This window comes from Streptomyces sp. ADI95-16 (genome assembly GCF_003721495.1).
GTDB classification, from domain to species: domain Bacteria; phylum Actinomycetota; class Actinomycetes; order Streptomycetales; family Streptomycetaceae; genus Streptomyces; species Streptomyces goshikiensis.
In genome coordinates this window covers 3,643,684-3,664,976 of the sequence record NZ_CP033581.1, presented here as the reverse complement: position 1 = coordinate 3,664,976, position 21,293 = coordinate 3,643,684, and the positions used below count along the sequence as shown (strand labels likewise).

Below are 21,293 nucleotides of genomic sequence, written 5' to 3'. Positions count from 1 at the left end.
TCTTGAAGGGGAGCAGGCTCATTCGCCATTGCGAACTCCCATAAGCTGGCCGCGAACGGTCTTTTCCAGCTCCGCCGACTGCTCGAACAGCCCGAACAGCTCCTTCGTTAGCGTGGCGATCCGTGCCGCCACCACTTCCGCGTCCTCTTCCTCCGCCTCGACCGCCCCTACGTACCGCCCCGGCGTGAGCACGTACCCGTGCTCACGCACGGTCTCCAGGCTCGCCGAGAAGCAGAAGCCCGACTCGTCCTCGTACGTCAGCCCCTCGTCCCGCGCCGAAGCTGTGCCCCGCCACGCGTGGTAGGTGCCAGAGATCTTCGCGAGGTCGGCCTCCGTCAGTGCGCGCTCTGTCCGGTCCACCATCTCGCCCATCCCTCGGGCATCGATGAGCAGGATCTGTCCCCGCCGGTCTTCCAGTTGCTTCTCACCCTGCGGCGACTTGTCCTTCGCCAGGAACCAAAGACACGCCGGGATCTGCGTTGTACGGAACAGCTGGGCCGGCAGCGCGACCATGCAGGCCACCAGGTCAGCTTCCACCATCGCCTGGCGGATCTCTCCCTCGCCGTTCTGCTGCGAGCTCACAGAACCGTTCGCCAGGACGATGCCGGCCGTGCCGCGCTCGCCCAGCTTGGAGACCATGTGCTGGAGCCAGGCGTAGTTGGCGTTGTTCCGAGGCGGGACGCCGTACTTCCAGCGGGCGTCGCTCTCGTCCCGGGCCCAGTCCTTGATGTTGAACGGGGGGTTGGCCATCACGAAGTCGGCTTTGAGGTCTGGGTGCTTGTCATCGGCGAAGGTGTCGCCCCAACGGGCAGCCAGGTTGCCGTCGATGCCGTGGATGGCGAGGTTCATCTTGGCCAGGCGCCAGGTGCGCTCGTTGAGCTCCTGTCCGTAGACCGCGATGTCGGCCTTGTGGCCGCGCCCCCGGTGCGCATAGATGAACTTGCTCGCCTGGACGAACATGCCGCCCGAGCCGCACGCCGGGTCGTAGACACGACCCTCGTACGGCTCCAGAATTTCCACGATCAGCCGGACCACAGACTGCGGGGTGTAGAACTCGCCGCCTCGCTTGCCCTCCGCACGAGCGAAGTTGCCGAGGAAGTACTCGTAAACCTCGCCAAGCACGTCCTGCGCCGGCTTGTCCTCGGTGCCGCCGAAGCGCGCGTCGCTGATGAGGCCGACGAGTTCGGCCAGGCGCTTCTGGTCGACGTTGTCGCGGTTGAAGATCTTCGGGAGCACGCCGGTCAGGGCGGCGTTCTCCCGCATGACTGCGTCCATCGCCCCGTCGAGGAGTTCACCGACGCCCTGGCTCTTGGCGTTGGCTGCGATCCAGGACCAGCGGGCGGTCTCCGGGACCCAGAAGACGTGGGCGCCGGTGTACTCGTCGCGGTCCTCCAAGAAGTCGCCGATCTGGTCCTCGGAGATGCCGTCCTCGGCGAGCTCCTTGGCCAGCTCGTTGCGGCGCTCCTCGAAGGCGTCGGAGACATACTTCAGGAAGATCAGGCCGAGGACGAATTCCTTGTACTGCGCGGCGTCCATGGAGCCGCGCAGCTTGTCGGCGGCCTTCCACAGGATCGCCTGGATCTCCTTGGGCGTGGAGGCGCTGAACAGCTCCTCCTGCTCGGTGGGCTTCTTCTTGCGCGGGGGCATGAGGTGGGCCGTCTCCTTCAGTCGTCGGTTCCGGGAAGTTCGGGCAGGTTCTGGATGGTCAAGGTGCCGTCGGCCATGCCGGCGGCCGTGATGCGGGCCAGGTCGTCGAGCTCCTCGGACTGTTGTCGCAGCAGCTCCGCCCGACGCTCGATCTCGGCGAGCACGGCCTCGTACCGTTCCAGCTCCTCGCGCCCCAGGTCCGGGACGCTCAGGTCTTCGATGCCGCGCGACGCGCGTACGGCCCCGCTGGTGCGGCCGTGGTCGTAGGCGGAAGCCCGCAGCAGTGCCGCCAGGACCCGGGGCCGCACCGGGGGGTCGGCGTCGGGATGGACGCGCAGGATGCGGGCGGGGGCGACGACGACCGACAGGCCCTCGGTGTCGACGTGGACGCCGAAGCGCGGGCTGGTGGTGACGACGAGGTCGCCCGGCTCGGTGAACTGGACGTGCTCGTACGCCGTGAGGACCAGGCCCCGGTCGATGCGGCGGCTGCCGAACCGCGAGGCGCCGAGGATCTCCTCCGGCCCGATCACCGCGTAGTGCCCGTCGGCCGCGAGGTGCTCGGGGGCGATGCGGTGGCCGGGGCGGCGGCGCAGGCGGCGGTCCTTGAGGAGACGACGGACGGTCGTGCGACGGGCCGGCTGGTCTTCGGGGCGTAGTACGGCCCCGGTCTTAAGAGGGCCGTCGATGCCGGCCCGGCGCGTCGCCCGCTCGTCGAGTTCGGCGAGGTGCCGCTCCACGTCGGCGATGCGGGCGGGGCGTTCTACGACGGCCCTGGTGTACCGGGATTCGGGTGAGCGGTGCTGGGGTGTGAAGGCAGAGCCCGGCCGGTCGTCGAGATCCTTCGCCGGCACGACGACCGCATGGCGGAACTCGTGGCGGCGGTCGCCACGCCATGCGGAGGCTCGCCAGATGGCGATGTCCTCGGCGAGCACGTCGAGGACCGGCTCGGTGAGCGGCTGGGCGGAGTAGTCGGCGAGGAGGACACGGCCCGCGCGCTCGTCCTCGGGGGTGCGGGCGAGGATCCAGACAGCGGTGCGGTAGCCGGGGCGGTAGGCGAACGCTCCGTCGGGCAGGCTGATCGCCGCCTTGAGAAGGCCCTCGCCCAGGAAGGAGCGACGCAGCCGGTCCGCGTCGCTGTGCCGGGGCAGCGAGCGGACGAGCGCGTCGGCCGGGCCGAGGACGACCGCCGTCGAGCTGTCGCCGAGGTAGTCGGTGAGGTCCTGGATCCGCTCCAGGGTCCGGCGGGCGCTGCGGGTCTCGCTCGCCTCGTACGGGAGGACGCAGACCAGTACGTCGGGGTCGCCCCAGTCGTCCGTGGACAGCTTCTCGCCCTCGGTGACGTCGAGCAAGAACTCGAAGACGCCCCGGACGAGCATCCGGCGCCGGACGAGGCGGGCGAGCGCCGAGTCGGGTTCCGCCGCGAGGTAGGTGTGGCCGGAGTCCTCTGGCGCCGTCGTGTGCAGGGCGGCGAGCAGGTCGCCGCTGCGGGCGTACGGGGTGGCGAGGACGGCCTCGTCGGTCAGGGTGTCGACGCCGGCCAGGGCCGCGAGGGCGCGGGCCACCACAGGGGTGGGTTCGTCGGCGGCGAGGTCGTGGGAGCCGAGGCGACGGCGGGCATCCAGAACCCAGCCGAAGGCTTCGGCGGGGGTGTAGGCGGCCTCGGTTAGCTCGTCGGCGAGCGCCCCCAGGGCCGGGCCCAGGTGGTCCGGGTCGGGGACGGCCCGCAGCTCGGAGAGGAGGAAGGTGTCCTCAGCGTCGAGGTCGGCGGCCTGATCGAGGAGGTCGCCCCAGGCGTGCTCGCTGACGGGAGCGTCGTACTGCTGGCGCAGGCAGATCAAGGCCGTCAGTGCACCCACCAGAACGGGGGCGGAGAGGCCGGAGGACCGCCAGGCAGAGAGGGTGTGCAGGGCCGCCTCGGCTCGCAGGCGGCGGGGCTCGGCGTTGCCGCGGCCGGTCCGGATCAGCCAGTCGACGACCTCCCGGGCATCGAAGAGCGGGCTGCCGCTCTCGCGGGTCACCGGTGCGGGGAAGTCGGAGTGGCGCCGGCTCCAGGTGGTGGGGACGGGCCGCTTTACCTGGGCGAGGGCGGCGATCTCGGCGTAACCGATACGCCAGGAGAGCGGGCCCGGCAGGATGGGGGAGTCGTCGACAGGCGTCGGGCTGCTCATTGGTCCTCCTCCGTGCCGTGGGCTTTCGCGGACGTCCACGGAGCTCCGCGGAATCGCGTCCGCCGTGACGGCTCCAGGAGCCGTCGGCGACGGACGACAGAAAGCCTACCGTCGATCAAGAAAAGATCCATCGACTGCCTGGTAACCCCTCTTATCGAGATGACGGAGGCGCCTCCTTCGCGTGGAGTGGCAGGTTCCCCTCATTCCCAGGCCGATTGCGTGACGACCACGCGATCCCCGGAAGCAGGGAGCCCCGTCATGACCGGCACATTCCCAATGCAGTCTGGCCCCCGTCACTCCGGCCCCGGCTGGGGCCCCGTGCCGCCGCCGATGCTGCCTGCCCCCCACGCAGGCCGTCCCGGGCGAAGGCGTGGCTGACCCACGGCGTGACGGCGTTCGTCGCCCTGATCGTCGGCGTGGCGATCGGCAGCCTCGACGCCACCGAGGACAAGGCCGGCCGGGAGCGGCACGCGCCCACGGTCACCACGCCCTCCCGGGCCGCGGAGACCACGCGCGCACACGAGCCCCCGGCCACCGATCCGGGCTTCTGCCTCGCTCCGGCCCGAAGCGATCGCTCCCCTCGTCCCGAACCGGAGGAACCGTGGGCCGCCGTTCTCCCCTTGCCCTGGACGCCCCGCCCCGCGTCCCGTGGCCGGCTGGGGATCGTCACCGACCAGGTGACCAAGGGCGCGCCCGGGCTTGTAGTCCTCGCCACCGATGCCCCCGCCGCGCCCCCGATGGAAGGACCGTCCGAATGGCCACTCCTCCCGAACAGCCCCCGAGCATCCCGCCGCCTCCGCAACCGCCCGTGTCCGGGGGCGAAGGGCCGGCCCCCGCTCGCAACGCCCCGGCGGACGCCTTGCGTTGGTCCCGGCTATCCCGCCCTGCGATCCTCGCCGTCGGCCTGGCCCTCGGCGCCGCGGTCACGGGTGGCTGCTGGCTGATCGTCTCCCTGTCCGGCGGCGCCGCTGCCTCCGCCGAGAAGACCTTCGGGACGAGCGGCACGCTCACCCTCGCCGATTCCTCCCTCTCCTTCCTTGAGGAGGGAGAGGGCTGCACCGGGCTGGACGGCTACTCGGACATCCAGCGCGGTGCGCAGGTCAACGTCACCGGTGCAGACGGCACTCTCGTCGCCACCGGCGAACTGGAAGGCGGGAAGAAGGCCGCGCTGGGATGCGAGTTCCCGTTCACGATCGAGGGGATACCTCAGGGCTCGAAGTTCTACACGGTGGAGGTGTCCCACCGCGGTGGCCTCACCCAAACCGAGGACGAACTGCGTTCCGGAGGGCTCACGTTCACCCTCGTGTGATGACTGAACGACGGCACGGGCCGGACGACTGCGGCTCCGACCGAGCTTCCCGGCGCCAGGGCCTCGTCACGCCAAGGAGTGTGAAGGAGGCGGCGGCGGATCTCAACTTCGTTCCTGGAAGGGAAAGTTGATAACCCCGATTACCAGTCAGTCGTTGAGGATAAGTCTCGCCATCTCTCTAACGTTCCGTCCTGTCAGCAGGTGGTGCACGACACCGCCCCATCCCGCCACACCGCGCAGGAGGCCCTTCGTGACCGAGACGGAACAGCACCAGCAGACCGCGCTTCCCCTCGCCGAGACGGTGGCGACGCGCCTGGCCGAGTCGGCTCTCACCGACCCCGTCAAGGCCCTGCTCCGCGACGCGCTCGGCAGCGGCACCGCCGACGCCGGCACCACCACGTCGTCCGCCGCCTCGGGGCGCGTCTACCTCGACTCCCTCGCCGTCAACGGATTCCGCGGCATCGGCCCTCGTGCCCGGCTGAGCCTCACCCCCCGCCCGGGCGTCAACCTCGTCGTGGGTCGCAACGGTTCCGGCAAGTCCAGCCTCGCCGAAGCCATTGAGGTCGGCTTCACCGGCACCCGGGTCCACCGGCCTGGCCAGGACGCGACGCGCGGCGGCCACTGGTACAACCTCCACAACGCCGACAGCCCCAAGATCGAGCTCAAACTCGCGATCGAGGGCGACACCGGCAACAGCACCCTCATCCGCACCTGGACGAGCGAGGAGTTCGGCAGCTCCGCGGCCACCTTCAAGCGCCCGGGCCACGGAACCGTCCCCCTGATCGAGGCGGGCTGGGACACGGCCCTCGCCGACCACCGGCCGTTCCTCTCGTACACCGACCTCGACCTCATGCTCACCGGCAAGCCGTCCGAGCGGTACGACGCGATCGCCACCATCCTCGGCATGGAGCTGCTCTCCACCGCGACCAACCGGCTGAGCGCGCGGGAGAAGGCCCTCGCTGCCGTCGCGAAGGAGACGAGGGAGGCCCTGCCCGGCCTGAGGGACGCCCTCTACGCGCTGGAGGACGACGACCGCGCCGTACAGGCCCTGCTTGCCGTGGACACCCCGGGCGCCCTGGACCTCGACACCATCGACGCGCTCGCCGCCGGTCTTCCCCCGGCCGACGACAGCCGGCTCGCCGAGCTTCGGAGCGAGGCCGGGGTGCAGGGGCCCGACCTGGCGGAAGTCGAGGAAGCCGTCCGGCGACTGCGGATCGCCCTCGCCGACGTGGAGGACCTCCACGGCACCGACGCCGAGAACGCCTGGCTGCGCGCCGACCTGCTGGAGAAGGCCCTCGCCCACGCAGACCGGCACCCCGACGACGATGTCTGCCCGGCGTGCGGAACGGAACGGGTCCTCGGACGTGAGTGGTGCGACCGTGCCTCCCGGCAGGTGGCGGAGCTGCGCCGCGAGGCGAAGACCGCCGACGACGCGCGCGCCGCCGTACGGACGGGTGCGCGGAACCTCCAGAACCTCATCGAGCACCCCCAGCGGATCCCCGCGGCCCTGGCCGGCCCGTGGAAGGCGTGGACCGACTGCCGGCAGATCACCGACCCCGCCGAGCTCGCCCGGAGAGCCGAGGAGGCCGCCACGGTCCTCGCCAACACCTGCGACACGGTGAGGACGCACGCAGTCCGCGAGCTGGAGGAGCGCGACGAGCGGTGGCGCGCGCTCGTCATCCGGCTTGCCGCCTGGGCGGACAAAGCCCGCGAGACCGAACGGGACAAGCCCCTGCTGAGCAACCTCCGCAAGGCAGTGAAGTGGCTCAAGGACCTCTCCACCGAGCTGCGGGAGCAGCGCATGGAGCGCTTCACCGATGCCACGCAGGCTATTTGGGAGCGCCTGCGGCAGGAAAGCAACGTCGACCTCACGGCCGTGAGCCTGAAGGGCAGCGAGAAGGCGAACGTCCGCAAGCTCGTCATGGCGGCCTCCGTCGACGGCCAGGACGCCCCCGCGCTCGACGTCATGAGCCAGGGGGAGCTGCACTCCCTCGCTCTCTCCCTCTTCCTGCCGAGGGCCACGACCGCGGACAGCCCGTTCGGCTTCCTCGTCATCGACGACCCCGTGCAGTCCATGGACCCGACCAAGGTGCACGGACTCGCCCAGGTGCTGCACGAGATCGGCAGGCACCGGCAGATCGTCGTCTTCACCCACGACCCCCGTCTGCAGAAGGCGTTCACCGACCAGGAGCTGCCGGTCACGGTCTTCCAGGTGACGCGTGGCGAGAGGTCTCGGGTGAAGGTCGACCGCATCGACGACCCGGTCGCGCAGGCCATCGGCGACGCCCGGGCCATCGCCGCCACCCGGGGCCTTCCCCCCGAGACGTACAGCCACGTGCTGCCCGGCCTGTGCCGGATCGCCCTGGAGAACGCCTTCCTGGAGGCCGCGTGGATCCGACACCACCGCACCGGCGGATCGGAACACGACCTCCAGGCCGCGATCGACAGCGCGGAGAGGTTCCACGAGGTCGCGGCCTTCGCCCTCTTCGGCGACGTGGAGCGCGGTAGCGACGTCAGGGAGGAGGTGCGCCGCCGCTACGGGAGCCCGGCGTGCACCCTGATCCACCAGTGCCAGAAGGGAGCCCACCCCGACGGCAGCTCGATCCCCAACCCCCACCGCTTCGTCACGGACGTCGAGGCTCTGGCGCAGAAGATCCGCAAGCCGGAGGTGACCGCATGACCACCCCTGCCCCTGCTTCCGTCGAAGGTCTGCTGCTGACGGCCGACCGCCTCCTCGACGGCGAACTCGCCGACGCCACTACCGCCGGTCGGCACCGCGGCGCCTGCCTCGCGCTGCGGACCGCGCTGGAGCTCTGCGTCGACCGGGTGCTGGAAGCCGCGACGCCCGGTCTGTCCCGGACCACGGGGCGCGCCAAGCTGCTCCTCCTGTACTCCGTCGCGCCGGCCGAGACGGCCCGGCGGGCGAAGGCGCTCTGGTCCCAGCTGAGTCTGGGATGCCACTACCACCTGTACGAGCTCGGGCCTACGTACGACCAAGTGCGGGCCTGGCGGACCGAGGCCGACGGCCTCGTCCGAGAACTGAGCCACTGACCGTTCGTCACCGTCCGGTTTCTGATAGTTGTTTCAGCGGGGTACGGGCACATGCTCGCGGCGGTGTCCCCCGGCACCGCAGAGAGGACGCACATGAGCACCACCACTCGGGACGAGATCCTCGCCGGCGAGCAGCGGGCGGTGGACCACGCATACGACTGCTACACCACGGAACTGGCTGAACTGAGCGGCACCTCGGCGGCCACCGCCTCGGCGAGCGGTAAGGACGTCATCGCCAATCAGGCCGAGGCACAGGCCCGCTCCGAGGCGTACGGAGGGCTCGACGACAAGAGCCCTCATCTGCCTTGGTCGACGGTGTACAGACACCTCAACAAGACCCAGGGCCTGTTCTTGCCCCAAGGGGACCAGGATCACCAAGGCTGACCGTTGCCTGGCGGTAGAGGTGAATTACCAACCCGCAGGTGGCCTGTGCAGTCGACGTCGGACACCTCCCCCGCACTGCTGCGGCTTCACCCACGTGTCGGCTGGCAAGACATCGTGGACCCCAGCGATCACAGTCGAAATGGAGAACCTCAATGAGCACTTACGCCGACCCACTGGTCGACGGTGCAACCCCGATGACCGCGTACGAGGGGCAGGTATGGGACACGCTCAATGAGCACTGGCAGCGCCGTAACGACCGCCGTGGTCTGCCGAACTGGGCAAGCGCCGCGCTCGGTCGTACCGGTGAGGTCGCGGGAAACGCCGTAAGACGGGTCAAGGGCGCTGTGCCGGAGGCGGTCACGGAACCGATCCGTCGCGCAGGCGACGCGGTCGCCGACACGGCCCTGCGGCCGGCGCTCGCAGGCGCGGCAGCATTGCTCGAGCTGGTCAACGACTGGGCCATGGATCTCAACAACCCGAAGAACGTTGAGGAACTCGCCCGCAAGCACGGCTTCGAAATCGACAGTTTCTCCGAACTGCGGCAGCAGGACCTCCAGGTCTGCGACCGGCTACTGACCCGCAACACCCTCAAGTGGCGGACCGCCGGCGCATTCGAAGGCGGAGCCATGGGCCTGCTGGCCATGGTCCCCGTAGCCGGTATCCCCGCCGCGATGACCGCGGACATCCTCGTCATCCAGGTTCTGAGCACGTCGATAGCGGCGCGCATCGCGTACTCCTACGGCTACGACGCCAAGGACCCCAAGGAGCAGGACTTCATTGAACGCCTTGTACAGCGGTCCTTCATGGCACAGGCGGCTAAAGCCAAGCCGTTGCGTGACGTCGCACGGGCAGCGGACGCGGTCAAGGGGCGCGTGAACTGGTCGCAAAAGCTCCGCCAGGACCACCGTCTCCTGGCCAGCCTTGAGAAGTTGATGCAGCAGCTGGGCCCGGCCGGCTCCAGGGTGCCCGTCAAGAACGTCGCCAAGGTCGTGCCGTTCGTGGGCATTCTCGTCGGTGCCGGCATGAATTCGGCGGTCCTCGGAAGCGTGGCCGCCGACGCCCAGCGGTACTGCCAGACCCGGTTCCTGTGCGACAAGTACGGGCTGCCGTTGCCGGCGGCACTGGCGACCGACCGGGACGATGACCCCCAGGCCAGCACCATGTAAGTGATGGCCGCCGGCCCATGCCCCCGGCGGGGTGTCTGCGGAGTCGGCTGCGCCCCCTCGCCTCCGCGGCCGGTGTGCATGATTGCATGATGGAGCTGTCCTCCAAGGCGGCCGCGTCCTGCCGCCATCGGAAGGGGGCGACCGGCAGCTCGGCGCGGTGGTGGTCGGGCATCGCTCAGCTGCATCCCAGGGAGGGCGCACATGAGCACCACCTGCGGGAGCTCCAGCGGTCGCGCGGTGGTCGGATGAGGGACATCGTCGAGACCATTTGGCGTGACCAGGTGGAGCTGGTCACTGGCTCGCCCTCGGACATCCTCTTCGTGCAGGGCGGGTTCTGACGCCCCGGTGAAGTGCTGGCCCCGGCAACCAGGGGTACAACTCGCAGGAGCTCAACAAAGAGAGATGGGGCCGCCGGGAATCCACCCCTCGACGTATCCGGTGGTCAGCAGGACGATGCCCTCAGGGTGGATCTCCCGCCTCCGCCTTCGTAGGTCCGCGACACCCCATCGAGCGTGTGCGGGCGATCTCTGTTCGATTGCCGCCCCCTCGGCGTCGCTGATGCGGACGATGAAGACGCGTGCCGCCGTCACGCGATCGAACTCCCAGTTGTCGCCGGCGCGCGACTGTCGGACTCCGTAGACGGAGCCGAAGCGTGGATTCGTCAATCCGAATTGCTCGTCCAGGAATCGGACAGCCGACTCCACGAACTGTGTTCCGCTCGTCATGCGGACCTGCGGGACGGTCCAGCCGCCGCAGCATCCACCGCACAGCAGGAGCCTGCGCTGGTCGTCCAGCAGGAGGAGATATGCGCGGCGATCGAAGCGGGGCCAGGGCACCCAAGGGGCGGCGTGTGGTGTCACGTCCCAAGCCTCACGTACTGCTATTTGAGTAGCAATCCCTGCGGTGCCAGATGGGTGAGCTGACGTGTCCAGGGGGTCGGGCTGAGGTGCTCCAGCCAGCGCTCCAAGTGGCAGCCCGTGGAGGACGTGGGGCCTGGCGTGACCTGCGCGAACCCGGAAGCTCGTTGGGAAAAATGCCCTGGCGCGTTTGGTGGCCTGCCAGCGCATTCACCCTGTTCTGCGGCGATCTGATTTCCCACAGATCCCACGAAGGCGAGGCGTGGACGCCTGGCTGTGAGGCCGGGCCACCGCGGTCAGTGTAGCGGGTGGTGCATGATCCGTAGGCGGAGACAGGTGCGCGCTGGCTCAGGCCCCGACTCTGTGGGTGATCTTGGCTGCGGGCAAGACCCCACCGGGCCGAGGGCACCATGCCACCCGACGCACACGGCGGCCAGCGCAGGGCGATACGGCTAGAGCCCTCTCCTTGGCCAGTGAGTGACTCGTGGCGGGGCTGGTTGGTCTGCTGCGATGACGGAAGCAAGCCGTCGATCAGCGGGGTCTCTTCGGCGGGCACTGGCAGGAGGCCAACATCCTGACCGGCATCTTTGAGGGAGAGCGGAACCGGCTCGTCGTCCATGGGCTGGCCTGACGGACCTCTCGGACGCATCGCTCGGCGCCGGGTCCAGACGAGGATGGCGGTTGGACCGGCTGATGCGGTTCCACCTCGCTTTCCCCTGAGCAGGACAAGTGGATCTTTGCTCGCTCTTTGAGTTGTCCGCAGTTGCGAACGATCGGTCGCGGCTAGGGTCGTATGGCTGCGATTGCAACGAGAGGGGACGCGGTGGGGGACGAGGGTGAGATCCTCGACATCAAGACGGCTGATCTGAAGGCGACAGCGCCGGTGTTTCACGATCAGAGCAAGGCGCTCGGCACGGCGCTGGGCACGCTTGCCGCGTCGCTGGCGAAGGCGGGGGCCGCGTGGGGAGACGACGGCCCAGGCAAGGAGTTCCACGAGAAGTACGGGCCCATCGCCGCCCGGATCGAGAAGTCTGCAGGCATCATCCAGGAGGGCTTGGCGAGCATCCATACGGCGATGACCGACATGGCAGATGGCCATATAGAGAACGATGCCCTGGTCGGGGCCATCTTCCGCAAGGTCGCCCCCGCGCCCCACGGGGGATCCGACGGCCCGGGCCACCAGCAGTGAGTACCGGTGACAAGGTCCGGGAGATCGTCACCGACGTCACCGGAATCGAGTGGCCCGCCGCCAACGTCGGCAAGCTGCGCGCCATCGCGAACGCCTGGCGGACCTTCGCTGACGACATGGAAGACGTCGCGGCAGCCGCCAACAAGGCGGCGCAGACGCTGATTCACAACAACACCGGCGAGGCCATTTCCGCCTTCGCCGACCCCTTCTGGGCCCGCTACTACCGGGACAAGAAGGGGTGGCTCCAGGACCTCGTCGACGGCCCCCGCTCCCTGGCAGACGGGATCGACCAGTACGCCGATGCCGTAGCCGACGCGAAGAAGAAGCTCGACCGCGAACTGGAGATCGCCGGCGCTGTCATCGTCGCCGGCACGGCCCTGGCGTTCTTCACCCTTGGTGCCACCGAAGTCGCCGCGGCGGCAGCCACCGCCACCATCGTCGAGCTGGCCGCAACCGTGGGCGTAGCCCTCACGACCGAGGTTGCCGCCATCGCCGGCACCGTCTTTGCGACTGCGGCCATCGCGGGCATCGAGTCCGTCACCGTCGACCTCGCCGTCGCCCAACCGCTCAAGATAGCCACGGGACTCCAGACCGGCTTCAACCTTGACGAGGCGCAGGATGCCGGAGTCTACGGAGCCTTCGCCGGCGGAGCCTTCGGCGGAGCCGGGAAGGCGTTCCAGCTCGCAAGGGAGGGAGGCGGCTGGGGCAGTCTTCTGGGCGGTGTACGCCTGCCGGGCTACACCCCGGAATTTGCGTTTCCTAGCGGGCTCGGGGCCGAAGCGGGCGATCTCGGCATGCTCCTGCGCGACGGAGAGCCGAACGCGTGGCCTCGTAACAAACGCAAGGGACCAGTCAATCCCAAATATCGTGCCGATGTCCCGGGTGACGAAGGGATCAACGGCTCGCATACCATTGAGCGGCACGTGAAGATGACTACGCGTGACCTGCGTACGCGCCTTCGACTAAACCCAAAGATGGATGCGGCGTCAAGGTACATAGGCGAGGATTCGGCCCAGAGATTCACTGATGCTGCGGTGCTGAGACACCAGAGGAAAATCGAAGAATGGCTCGCTAAACCCAAGAGTACGAAGGTAGATTTCTCTATGCGTTTCGACGACGCCACCGGCATGGTTCTCACCCGAGAGAACTTTAAGCGCGGAACCGCCGCGCAATGGGTGAACGGCGTGCAGGTGGTCCTGAAACGTGATCCATCCGCTGCGAGCGGCTACCGAGTTCTCACTTCATATCCCATTCCGTAGCGCGAGAGTAAGGCACGAACAGGTGACACCTTCGAACGACCGTTTTCGTGAGCTGCGTGAGCTCCTGTCCTCTTATGAAGAGACTGGTTATGTCTTCGATGACACGGAGAAGCGTAGTGGAGTTGCGCTCAGTGCCTACCTCAGGCAAGCCACGCGCGATCCCGCGCGTGCAGCCGAGGCGGCAGCGGAAATCGACGATCTCCTAGAGACTGGCCTGTTCAATGATGAGATCGCGGATGACGTCGATCTCTTGCCTCACATCCGCCCTCCCCGCGGGGGGACGGTGGAGGGGTGCCTTGCCGTAATCGGCGGGCACCTCCGTCGGTTCCTTGCGGAGCCGGTGTCCCCCTCTGGGTTGCCTCCTCAGACCAAGTGGGAATGGAGGGAACGCTTTCCTGAGCTCTCGCACTTGTTGGCAGCGTATTTCCATCAAGATTTCTCGCTGGAGTACTCATCGCACGGAGAGGCTCTGGACGACTATGTTTCAGGCGCTGAGGAGAGTGACCTCTGGCAGGTGGCGGGCGAGATCAAAGATTTCCTGATCCTGAATGAATCGGATCAACTGCTCAAGAAGTCGGCGGCTACGCTGGGGCTCAGTATTCTCCCGCCGCAGGGTGTGCGGCTGCGTCAATGGTTGATGGATGTGCGGGAGATTATTCTCCACCACCCCCAGGGATGAGTGGCAGGTAGTAGGCACTCGCTGGTGCTCGATTCCCAGCTCGCCCAGGCGGAGCCTCTGCCGGGTGTTGCCGAGCAGCTTGGCCGCAGGCGGTCGATCGCCTTGCTCGGCCCCAGTTGTCGCGCCCGGATCCTCGCGATGGGCCTTGCCGAAGGCGGCGTGAAGCTTGGCCACTTCAGGAGGCGACGCGGTGTCGGTGACCAGGACCGCCGAGCGGCTTTGGCGGGCCTTGATGCCGCGCAGTCGTTTTGGCCTCGTCGGCGCCCGGACCGGCCTGTATGGAGGTGACGCCTTCGGCGTACGCCGCGAGCAGCGGACGGCCCAGGGCGATCTCGAGCCAGATGGCGCTGAGCTCACCGAGCGCCTTGCAGCCGAGGCTTCACGAACAAAGGTGCGGCAGGCTGCCTCGGGCCTCGCGAGGCTTTCCCTCGACGACGGCACCGGCAGCCCCGTGTGGACCGCGAAGGGCAACCTGGTGGCTTGGGAGAAGGTCATCGCCCTGCTCGACGAGGCATTGGAGCAGCTGGACAAGCGGTTTACCGCTGCGACGGAGGATGACCCGTCAGGGAGTCTCCGCAGAGAGCTGACCGGCGGCGCCGCAGAGCAGACGCCGCTCGGCTGGTGGTGGCACCGCCGCCCGAATCCCGCACCGTGGGAACAGGCCTGACTGCGTCTCGGTGGCGACACCACCGGCCTGGTGCGCGATGGGAGCCGCGTACCGGGCCTGCGCGAGGTCTGGGGGCGTGGAAACCGAGTACGAGGGATCAGCCTCAGCAGCCGCCCGCAGGTGAATTGGACTCCGTGTATTCCGAGGCGGCCCTCTTCGAGGCGCCCCAAGGTGCGCTGACCGCTGACGCGGCCTTCCGGCTCCTTGCGCGGAACCTCGGTGGTTCCTGGCAGATCAGCGCACTCAGGGGACGCGTGGTGATGTATCGGGAGCGCACCGCCTATCCCAACGCCATTCGCCACTGCTCCGGTGACGACGTGCTGGATGCGTGACACTCGCCTGCTCCGTGACGTCACCGAGCCGCCCGACGGGGCCTCGGGGCGGGAGTGGTTGGGGGGTGTAGGCAACCCGATGGGGGTTTGGGCCCTCCTGATGGGCGGCGGGGGGTTTCGGGGTCGGCGGTGGGGTGTGTGGGTTTGCGGGGGTTTGGGGTGGGGTTGTGGTCAAGGCGTCCTGGGTTGGGCCGGGTCGGACGGGCGCTTGACATGATCGGGGATCACGCCGGGGGAGCAGGCGACTACAGGGGGCGGAATGACGGCAGGGTTGCGGTTCGAGCTGCTGGGGCCGATGCGGGCCCATCGGGGGGACGAGCGGCTCGGGACGGGGACGCCGCAGCAGCAGGCCATGCTGGCCGTGTTGTTGCTGCGGTCCGGGCACGGGGCCGGGCTCGGGGAGCTCATCGACGCGCTGTGGGGTGAGGAGCCGCCGCACGCGGCCGTGACCACCCTGCGGACGTACGCCTGGCGGTGGCGGAAGGTGCTGGCGGAGCCCGGGGTGCTCGTCTCCGTCGGGGACGGGTACCGGCTCGTGCTGGAGAAGCCGTGCCTCGACGTGCAGGAGGCCGAGGAGCTGGCCGCCCGGGCCGCCGTCGAGCGGGGCGCGGGGCGGCGCGAGGCGGCCGCGAAGCTGCTGCGGGAGGCGCTCGGGCTGTGGCAGGGGGAGCCGCTGGCCGCGCTGCCGGGGCCGTACGCGGAGCGCCAGCGGTCCCGTCTGGAGGAGCTGCGGCTGCGCCTCCTGGAGGACCGCCTGGAGCTGGACATCGAGGCGGGCGGCGAGGCCGCGGCCGTGCCCGACCTGCGGCTGCTGACCTCCGAACACCCGCTGCGGGAGCGCCCCGTGGCGCTCCTGATGCGGGCCCTGTGCCGGACGGGCCGCCAGGCCGACGCCCTGAACCTGTTCCGTACCGCCCGCCAGGGCCTGATCAGCGAGATCGGCCTGGAGCCCGGACCGGAGCTGGTGTCGCTGCACCAGCGCATCCTGAGCGGCGACCAGGAACTCGCCGGGGCTGAGGACGGCGGGCGCCGGGGCGGCGCCGTCGTCCTGACGGGCGGGCTCGCGCCGGCCGCTGCCGCCGCCGGTGTCGCTGCCGCCGCCGTGGCGGAGGGCGGGGGCGGGCCGGAGCCCGAGCCGGAGGCGCCGCCCGTGCCCGCGCAGACGCCCAGCGCACCCGGTGACTTCACCGGCCGGGCCGCCCTCGTACGACGCCTCGCCGAGGCCCTGACCCCGGCCGGCGACAGCGGGCCGGCCGTCGCGCTGATCTCCGGCATGGGCGGCGTCGGCAAGACCGCCCTCGCCCTCCACACCGCCGACCGGGTACGGGACCGCTTCCCCGACGGCCAGCTGTACGCCGACCTGCGCGGCACCGACGCCCACGACCCCTGCGACCCCGGCCACGTCCTGGTCGGCTTCCTCGCCGCGCTCGGGGTCACCGCCGAGGCCCTGCCCGCCGACGTCGAGGGCCGGGCGGCGCTGTTCCGGTCGATGACCGCCGGCCGCCGGATGCTGGTCGTGCTCGACAACGCGCGCGACGCCGCCCAGGTGCGCCCGCTGCTGCCCGGCCCCGGCCGGTGCGCCGTCCTGGTCACCAGCAGGCCCCGGCTGGCGGGGCTGCCCGCCCGGCACCAGGCCGACCTGGACGTCTTCGAGCTCCCCGAGGCGCTGGAGCTGTTCGGCCGGGTGATCGGCCGCGACCGGCTGGACGCCGAACCCGACACCGCCCGCGAGCTCGTCGCCACCTGCGGGTTCCTGCCCCTGGCCGTCCGGATCGTGGCCGCCCGGCTCGCCGCCCGCCCCAGCTGGACGGTCGCCCTGCTCACCGCCCGGCTGGCCGACGAGCGCCGCCGCCTCAACGAGCTGCGCGTCGGCGACCTGGCCATCGCCCCAGTCTTCGAGCTCGGCTACCGCCAGCTCTCCGCCGAACAGGCGCGCGCCTTCCGGGTGCTGGCCTGCCTCGACGGCCCCGGCATCGGCCTGACCTCCGCCGCGGCGGCACTGGGGGCCGATGAGTTCCATGTGGAGGAGGTACTGGAATCCCTGGTGGACGTGGCGATGCTGGAGTCCCCGACGCCCGGCCGGTACCGCTTCCACGACCTGCTGCGCACCTTCGGCCGCCAGTGCGCGGGTGCCGGAGCCGGTGCCGGAGCGGGAGCCGGTGCCGGTGCCGACGCCGGCGCCGGCGTCGACCGCGCCGAGCTGGCGGGCGCCCTCGACGGGCTCCTCGACCACCTCCTCGCCACCGCCTGCGCGGCGTTCCGGCACGCCGTACCCGGCGACCCCGTCGCGGGGGCGCTCGGCCCGCTGCACGCGCAACCGCTGTCCTTCGCCGGGCTGGAGCCCGCCCGGACCTGGGCGCTGACCGAATCGGAGACGGCCCTCGCGCTGGCGGCGCAGATCGCGGCCTGCGCCCGGCCCGGCCACCCCGCCTGGCGCGGGCGGCTGCGCGCCGCCATCGACCTGCTGATCGCCCTGAGCCCCTTCCACCAGGACACCCGCTACGGCCAGCTCGCCCCCACCGGCCTGCTGCTCGCCGAGGCCGCCGCCCGGCACGGCGACCGCAAGGCCGAGGGGCGCGCCCGCTTCCTGTGCGGGACGATCGCGCTCAAGGACACCCGGCTCGCGGAGGCCGAGACCGAGGCGCGGCTCGCCGTACTGGCCTGCCGCGAGGCCGGTGACACCGTGGTGCTGCGCCAGGCCCTCAACGACCTCGGCCTGGTCGCCCAGTTCCTGCGCCGCTTCGACGAGGCCATCGCGTGCTTCGACGAGGCCATCGCGCTCGCCAGGGAACTCGACCACCGCTCCGGCGAGTACGCCACCACCGTCAACGCGGCCCTCGCCCGGGTCCGCAGCGGCCGCGCCCACGAGGCCGTCCCGGCCTGCGAGGCCGTACTGCCGGGGCTGCGGGAGATGGACGACCGGCACGGCATCTGTTACGCCCTGTACGTCCTCGGGCTGGCGCTGCACGCCACGGGCCGGTACGAGGAGGCGATCGCGCGGTACGGGGACTGCCTGGCCGTCGCCGGGCCCGCCGGAATCCGCCAGCGGGTGGCGCACGCCCGGTACCGGATGGCCGACACGCTGCGCGCGGTGGGCCGGCACGCGGAAGCCCAGGAGCAGGCGGAGGCGGCGCTGTCGCTGTGCCGCGACCTCGGCTCCGACCGGGACAGCGGGCACGCGCTGGTGGTGCTCGGCCGGACGCTGGCCGAGTGCGGCCGCGCCGAGGAGGCCAGGAGCCGGCTGCTCAGCGCGTCGGCGCTGTTCGCCAAGCTCGGCCTGCCGGACGTGGCGGACGTCGAGGAACTCCTGGCGGGGCTGCCCGCCTGAGCCGCCGCCCCGCGTCAGGAGCCCGTGCTGTTCCAGTTCCCCTCCTGGAGGCCGTGCGGGGGTGCCAGGTCGCCGAGTTCGGCGCCGACGTACGGCGCGGGCGGCGGCGGTACGTCGGCGCTCGCCGCGGCGGCCCCGCCCAGTACGAGGCCCAGGGCCAGGCCGCCCGTCACGAGGGCGGCGGCGGCCCGCCGGACGCGGGAGGAGGGGGCGGTGGTGGGCTTCTGCGTACCGGTCATGTCGATCAGTCCTTCGTCGGAGGAGCGTGGTCGGGACCAGTATCCGAAGCGTGGGTCAATCCCGGATCGATGCCGGATCAACGTCTTGGAGTCCGGGGTCACGGGCGGTCCAGCAGCTGCGTGCGCACCAGCCGCGCGTACAGCTCGTCCGAGGCGAGCAGCTCCCGGTGCGTCCCGGTCGCGCGCGCCCGCCCGTCCTCCAGGACCACGATCCGGCGGGCGTCGGTGACGGTGGACAGCCGGTGTGCGATCACCACGACCGTCGTCTCCCGGGCGATGTCCGCGACCGCGTCGCGCAGCGCCCGCTCGTTCTCGGCGTCCAGCTGCGAGGTCGCCTCGTCCAGCAGCAGCAGCCTGGGCCGGCGCAGCAGGGCGCGCGCGATGGCCACGCGCTGGCGCTGACCGCCCGACAGGGCCGTGCCGCGGTGCCCGAGTTCGGTGTCCAGGCCGGCGGGCAGCCGCTCCACGAGCCCGTCCAGCCGGGTCAGCGCGAGGACCGCCCGCAGCTCCTCGGGCGAGGCCCGGGGCGCCGACCGCAGCAGGTTGTCCCGCAGGGTGCCGGACAGCACCGGGGCGTCCTGCTCCACGTACCCGATGGTGGCGCGCAGGCCGGTCAGCGGCCAGTCCCGTACGTCGCGGCCGTCGAGCAGGATCCGGCCCGAGGTGGGCTCGTAGAACCGCTCCAGCAGCGCGAACACGGTGCTCTTGCCGGCGCCTGACGGGCCGACGAGCGCGGTGAGCCCGCCCGCCGGGACGTCGAGCGACAGGCCGTCGAGGACGGTGGTGTCCCGCCCCGGGTACCCGAAGCGGACGCCGCGCAGCTCCAGCGCGAGCGGCGCGGCCCGCCCCGCGGCGGGGGCCGCGGCAGGGTCCGCAGACGGGTCCGCAGACGGGTTCGCAGACGGGTCCGCAGACGGCTCCGCGTCCGCTACCGGCTCGATGGCCAGGCACTCGATCTCGTGGATGCGCAGGGCCGCGGCCGAGCCCCGCTGCACCAGCCCCGCGCTCCCGGCGAGCTGGGTGAGCAGCGGGCCGATGAACAGGACGTAGAAGAGGAAGGCGACCAGCGCCGACATGGTCATCTGCCCGGTGGCCACCCGGGTCCCGCCGAAGCCCAGCACGGTGAGGAACGCCAGCCGTACGGAGAGCCCGGAGGCGACCTCGACGGCGGCCTCCCAGCCGACGGCCCGCACCCCGCTGCGCCAGGCTCGGTGGGCGGCCTCGCGGGCGGCCTCGGTCTCCCGCCGCTCCAGGCCGTTCGCCTTGACGGTACGGAAGGCGCCGAGCGCCCGTTCCAGCGTGGCCCCGAGCTCACCGGTGACCTGCTGGGAGCGGCGGGCCGCCCGGCCGATCCGGGGCAGGGTGAGCGAACCGAGCCCGCAGACGGTGCCGATCACGCCGACGGTGGCGCCCGCCAGCACCGGGTCCAGCAGGAACATCGCGGCCAGGCCCCCGAGCACCATCAGCGTGGAGGTGGCGCAGACCGCGAGGGCCTGCCCGGCCGCCGCCCGCAGCTGGCCGGTGTCGGAGGTCAGCCGGGCGACCAGGTCGCCGGGGCGCTGGCGGTCCATGTCGGCCACCGGCAGCCGCAGCACCCGGGCGGCGAGCCGCTCGCGGGTGGTGCGGACCACGCCCTCGGCGGTCCGCTCCAGCAGGTACGAGCCGGCCGCCGTGATCAGTACGGAGGCCAGCACCAGGGCGCCCAGCCCGATCGCGGAGGCGGTGGGCGAGCCGCCCGCGACCAGCCGGTCGATGAGGGCCTTGGCGGCCATCGGCTCGGCGAGCCCGGCGAGCCCGCCGGCCAGCCCGAGCCCGGCCCCCGCCACGAGCCGCCCCCGGTGGGGCCGCAGATGCCGCGTCAGCAGCAGCCGCAGCCCGGAGGGAGCGGGCGTGGGCGTGGGGTCGGGGTCGAGGTCGGGTACGGGCTCGGGCGCGGGGGTCGTGCGCCCCGCCTGCGGTGTGCCGAGCAGGGCTTCGGCGGCGCCGGTCACGCGGCGTTCGCCGCCGGGTCCCGGGGTGCGTCGAGCCGTGCGGCCAGCGCCGCGATACCCGGGTCCGCGCCGAGCCCGGGCACCGCGCCCTCGGCGAGCTGCGCCCGGCGCGCGTGGTCCAGCAGGGCCTCGGCGGTCAGCTCCGGCAGCCGTGTCCGGAACCGCTCCAGCAGCAGCTCGGCGGCCGCGTGCAGGGCGGTGTCGTCCAGCGGGCGGGCCGGCAGCGGCAGCCCGTCCAGCAGCAGCCGCTGCAACGAGGCGAACAGCTGCTGCGTGCCCGCCTCCCGGATCGTGAGCGAGAGGTGCGAGGAGAGCCCCTCGCCGCCCACCGCCTCGTGGGCGAAACCCCGCGGGATGTACAGCACCTCCCCGGGGCGCAGGGTGTCCGAGAGCAGGGCCGGGCCGGCGTCGGCGACCTCGCCGGGGCCCCAGTCGGGGCCGGCGGGGCCGCCGCGCACCGTCCAGCGCTTGCTGCCGGTGCCCTGGAGCAGCAGTACGTCGGCGTCGTCGCGGTGCAGGTCCAGGCCCTGTGCCCCCGGCGGGGTGACGAAGAAGAACGCCTCGACGCGGCGGCCGAGTTCGCCCTCCAGCCGGCCGGTCAGCGCCCGCGTGGCCGGGTGCCAGTGCTCGACGTTGCGCAGCACCAGCGTGGCGCCCTCGGCGAGCAGCTCCCGTATCCGGTGCGGATCGGCGTACCCGGGGGTGGTGACCCCGGCGACGGTGCGGGACCGGGTGTAGCGGGAGGAGTGCACCGGGTCGCCGGCCCGGGCGAGTTCGAGGTGCGGTACGCGCAGCAGGCCGCCCGCGACGGCGGCGTCGATCTCCTCCAGGGAGAGCGGAGCGGCGGGTCCGGCGGCGTTGGTGCCGGTGCCGGGCCGGAAGACGGCGGGCGCGGTGCGCCAGTGGCCGTCGAGGAAGGCGTCCGTGTCGCCCACCCAGCGGGTGAGTTCGTCCCGGTGCATGGGGTCTCTTCTCTGTGTCGAGTACGTGGGTCAGGTGGCCGGGGCCGGGCCGGGCCGGGCAGGGG

At 71.1% G+C, this 21,293-nt stretch carries 18 protein-coding genes; 12 read left to right on the top strand and 6 right to left on the bottom strand.

The annotated features are described in order from the left end of the window. Window positions 1-18: 18 nt before the first annotated feature. Together EES41_RS16025 and EES41_RS16020 are read right to left on the bottom strand one after the other, a co-directional pair. Entirely contained in the window at window positions 19-1,647 is a 1,629-nt protein-coding gene (locus EES41_RS16025) for a class I SAM-dependent DNA methyltransferase (protein ID WP_123079053.1), read from the bottom strand. Window positions 1,648-1,664: 17 nt separating this feature from the next. Beyond that, window positions 1,665-3,815 carry a hypothetical protein gene (locus EES41_RS16020; RefSeq protein ID WP_123079051.1) on the bottom strand — a complete coding sequence of 717 codons (2,151 nt, stop codon included), beginning with the start codon at window positions 3,813-3,815 and terminating at the stop codon, window positions 1,665-1,667. A gap of 754 nt (window positions 3,816-4,569) precedes the next feature. Between EES41_RS16020 and EES41_RS16015 the strand changes: the two genes are divergently transcribed. From EES41_RS16015 to EES41_RS15990, 6 genes are all read left to right on the top strand, one after another. After that, window positions 4,570-5,124, top strand: coding sequence for a hypothetical protein (locus tag EES41_RS16015; protein ID WP_164495851.1), 555 nt, complete (start codon window positions 4,570-4,572; stop codon window positions 5,122-5,124). A 250-nt stretch (window positions 5,125-5,374) separates the two neighbouring features. Continuing rightward, window positions 5,375-7,804, top strand: coding sequence for an AAA family ATPase (locus tag EES41_RS16010; protein ID WP_123079047.1), 2,430 nt, complete (start codon window positions 5,375-5,377; stop codon window positions 7,802-7,804). Continuing rightward, the gene (locus EES41_RS16005; RefSeq protein WP_164495850.1) at window positions 7,801-8,175 is read left to right on the top strand and encodes a hypothetical protein; all 375 of its coding nucleotides are present in this window, start codon (window positions 7,801-7,803) and stop codon (window positions 8,173-8,175) included. Before EES41_RS16010 ends, EES41_RS16005 begins: the two co-directional genes overlap by 4 nt. A 93-nt stretch (window positions 8,176-8,268) precedes the next feature. Next, complete coding sequence (locus tag EES41_RS16000; protein ID WP_164495849.1) at window positions 8,269-8,559, top strand: hypothetical protein; 291 nt, start codon at window positions 8,269-8,271, stop codon at window positions 8,557-8,559. Between the two features lie 152 nt (window positions 8,560-8,711). Beyond that, window positions 8,712-9,725, top strand: a complete 1,014-nt coding sequence (locus EES41_RS15995; RefSeq protein ID WP_123079040.1) for an EcsC family protein — start codon at window positions 8,712-8,714, stop codon at window positions 9,723-9,725. Between the two features lie 89 nt (window positions 9,726-9,814). Then, complete coding sequence (locus tag EES41_RS15990; RefSeq protein ID WP_164495642.1) at window positions 9,815-10,063, top strand: hypothetical protein; 249 nt, start codon at window positions 9,815-9,817, stop codon at window positions 10,061-10,063. A gap of 51 nt (window positions 10,064-10,114) precedes the next feature. Here the strand turns inward: EES41_RS15990 and EES41_RS15985 are convergent, their stop codons facing one another. Then, a complete protein-coding gene (locus EES41_RS15985; protein ID WP_164495848.1) occupies window positions 10,115-10,585 on the bottom strand; it encodes a hypothetical protein in 471 nt (156 codons plus the stop codon). Between the two features lie 820 nt (window positions 10,586-11,405). On the opposite strand from EES41_RS15985, the gene EES41_RS15980 reads away from it, so the two are divergent. The 6 genes from EES41_RS15980 (at window position 11,406) to EES41_RS15950 (ending at window position 18,036) form a co-directional block, all read left to right on the top strand. Beyond that, window positions 11,406-11,771, top strand: coding sequence for a hypothetical protein (locus EES41_RS15980; RefSeq protein WP_254211459.1), 366 nt, complete (start codon window positions 11,406-11,408; stop codon window positions 11,769-11,771). Continuing rightward, a complete protein-coding gene (locus tag EES41_RS41435; protein ID WP_164495847.1) occupies window positions 11,768-13,030 on the top strand; it encodes an RNase A-like domain-containing protein in 1,263 nt (420 codons plus the stop codon). Before EES41_RS15980 ends, EES41_RS41435 begins: the two co-directional genes overlap by 4 nt. A gap of 22 nt (window positions 13,031-13,052) precedes the next feature. Then, complete coding sequence (locus EES41_RS15965; protein ID WP_123079030.1) at window positions 13,053-13,709, top strand: contact-dependent growth inhibition system immunity protein; 657 nt, start codon at window positions 13,053-13,055, stop codon at window positions 13,707-13,709. A gap of 190 nt (window positions 13,710-13,899) precedes the next feature. Further along, entirely contained in the window at window positions 13,900-14,376 is a 477-nt protein-coding gene (locus EES41_RS42330) for a hypothetical protein (protein WP_216827258.1), read from the top strand. Window positions 14,377-14,510: 134 nt separating this feature from the next. Next, window positions 14,511-14,708 (top strand): hypothetical protein, encoded by a 198-nt coding sequence (locus EES41_RS15955; RefSeq protein WP_164495846.1) that lies wholly within the window; start codon window positions 14,511-14,513, stop codon window positions 14,706-14,708. A gap of 259 nt (window positions 14,709-14,967) precedes the next feature. After that, on the top strand, window positions 14,968-18,036 hold the full coding sequence (locus EES41_RS15950; protein WP_254211458.1) for a BTAD domain-containing putative transcriptional regulator: 3,069 nt from the start codon (window positions 14,968-14,970) through the stop codon (window positions 18,034-18,036). Window positions 18,037-18,050: 14 nt separating this feature from the next. Here the strand turns inward: EES41_RS15950 and EES41_RS15945 are convergent, their stop codons facing one another. The 3 genes from EES41_RS15945 to EES41_RS15935 all read right to left on the bottom strand — a co-directional run bounded on the left by EES41_RS15945 (window position 18,051) and on the right by EES41_RS15935 (window position 21,228). Further along, complete coding sequence (locus EES41_RS15945) at window positions 18,051-18,275, bottom strand: hypothetical protein (protein ID WP_123079025.1); 225 nt, start codon at window positions 18,273-18,275, stop codon at window positions 18,051-18,053. Window positions 18,276-18,373: 98 nt separating this feature from the next. Then, window positions 18,374-20,266 carry an ABC transporter ATP-binding protein gene (locus EES41_RS15940; RefSeq protein WP_254211457.1) on the bottom strand — a complete coding sequence of 631 codons (1,893 nt, stop codon included), beginning with the start codon at window positions 20,264-20,266 and terminating at the stop codon, window positions 18,374-18,376. Then, complete coding sequence (locus EES41_RS15935; protein WP_123079023.1) at window positions 20,263-21,228, bottom strand: cupin domain-containing protein; 966 nt, start codon at window positions 21,226-21,228, stop codon at window positions 20,263-20,265. Before EES41_RS15935 ends, EES41_RS15940 begins: the two co-directional genes overlap by 4 nt. Between the last annotated feature and the right edge of the window lie 65 nt (window positions 21,229-21,293).